Annotated in this window: 1 protein-coding gene; it reads left to right on the top strand. The window is 59.1% G+C overall.

Annotated features, from left to right (window positions below; genetic code table 11):
* The first annotated feature begins 442 nt into the window (after positions 1 to 442).
* Positions 443 to 1,459 (top strand): hypothetical protein, encoded by a 1,017-nt coding sequence (locus ACIRRA_RS45960; protein ID WP_402782464.1) that lies wholly within the window; start codon positions 443 to 445, stop codon positions 1,457 to 1,459.
* The last annotated feature ends 258 nt before the right edge of the window (positions 1,460 to 1,717 follow it).

The raw sequence follows: 1,717 nt of genomic DNA, 5'->3' as shown, positions 1-1,717 counted from the left end.
CTGCTGCCCGCACAAGGCCGGGGTGCTGGTCAGAGCGATCCATGTCCTACAGGACCGCGAGCTTCAAGCCACCACCCGAGGATGAAAAAGGCTCACTGTGGCACGCGTCAATCCGGCGGGATTCATTACCGATACACGTGCCGGGAACTTCTTAGGTGACTCGGTTCGCAGCCCTCTCCATGACGTCATCGTCGAATCCGTCCGGGGAGACGGCTGGCACCCTTCATCGCCTGAAATCGACGCGGCCACGCGGTATCTTTCGCGTCATGGAGACGTTCGATGGGAGCAGACGGCCTCTTGGGCAGACCTGCGGGGTGACCACCGACATCGCACTACGGGACGGACACTGGACAGCTTCGCGGTTCCAGTCGTCTGCAACACGTGGGGACTCGTTGGTGACTACGTCCGCGATCTGCTCACAACATCCAGCAGGGCTTCGACGTTGGCTGAGTTCGGGGATCAAGTCATCCACCTCCGCACTCCCGAGTTCGTGCTGCGCGTCCTCGACTACATCGCGACCGAGGACCGCACTCCAACATTCGGCGCACGTTGGCTCAGTACCTTTGGCGTGCGCCTAGCGCGATTGTGGACTTATACCACCCTCTATCGAAATTCAAATAGTTTGCTTGTTCGTGAACAGCTGCGACCGTTTCTGGCCTGGGCTCGTGCTGACCTCAGGGTTCCGCTAGCGGAGATCTGCGCGTTGTCGCTACCTGGAATTCCCAACGCGCCAATGTTAGCGATAGGAGTACACACTGATGACTCACCGCGGGAGGATCCTGACACGATCGCGGCGTTCATCAGCTGGGTCGGCGAGCACGTGATCACCGACCGAAACATCCTGCATCGAGCCGTATTTGAGGGTGCAGTCAGCGACGCTCAAGCGCTCGAAGCGGCTCTCGGCGAGATTGTTCCCAGCGTCGACTTCTCCGAGGAGGTTTCCGTTGCACAACGACGAGCCGCTACGACTCTAATGAGGGCCGTCATGGAGGCTCCGAACCGGCCCAATGCCAGCGATGCGCTCACCGCGCACCTTGCCAGCGTGTTCTCGCTCAGTTGTACAACCTTGTCCAGCCCCGATGAACTAATTCAGCTGATAGACCAGATTCCTGTATCGGTCTTGCTCGACGAGTACACCCGTGGGGTCCCTCAGGCCTTGGACATTGCAGTCCCTCCCCCTCACCTGGACCGCGGCACCAGCCCCTATGTTTTCTCGGCTGGCACGTTATCGGTATTGCGGCGCCGCGTCCTTGCCCAGCGCGCGTTAGGGAATCACCCGGGCATCTACATCCGAAACAACGGTGAGTTCGGCATAACCCTCCTGCCTCCGGATATCGTCGGGCGTTTCCGTGCACTCACCGACAATGACATCATCCTTGAAACCTCCTGGGCTGCAGGCACGTTGAGTCACACGCTTGCCACCTGGGACGATCTCCGCACACGCGAACTATATCTTTGAGCTTCTCCATTCAACCGCTTGGCCGACCCTGACGCTCAAAGCCCCCTAGAGTCTCAGCAGTTAATGCGGAGGGCTGGCATTGGCTTCGCGAGTCTGCGATGTGATCGGGACTGTAAAAACAACGGTGTAACTCCGAATCAAGGAGTGGCACTTGATGTCTGATACGACAACGATCGATGTGACCGATACTGCTGCGGTGGGCAAGCGCAAGCAGGCGAAGACGGCACTGGATAACGAACTGGTGGGCGAGCTTGTCGC

Origin of the sequence: Nocardia sp. NPDC101769, assembly GCF_044766925.1 — a bacterium.
In the GTDB taxonomy this organism is placed as follows: domain Bacteria; phylum Actinomycetota; class Actinomycetes; order Mycobacteriales; family Mycobacteriaceae; genus Nocardia.
The sequence above is the reverse complement of the archived record's forward strand: the minus strand, read 5'-3'. Positions and strand labels throughout refer to the sequence as shown.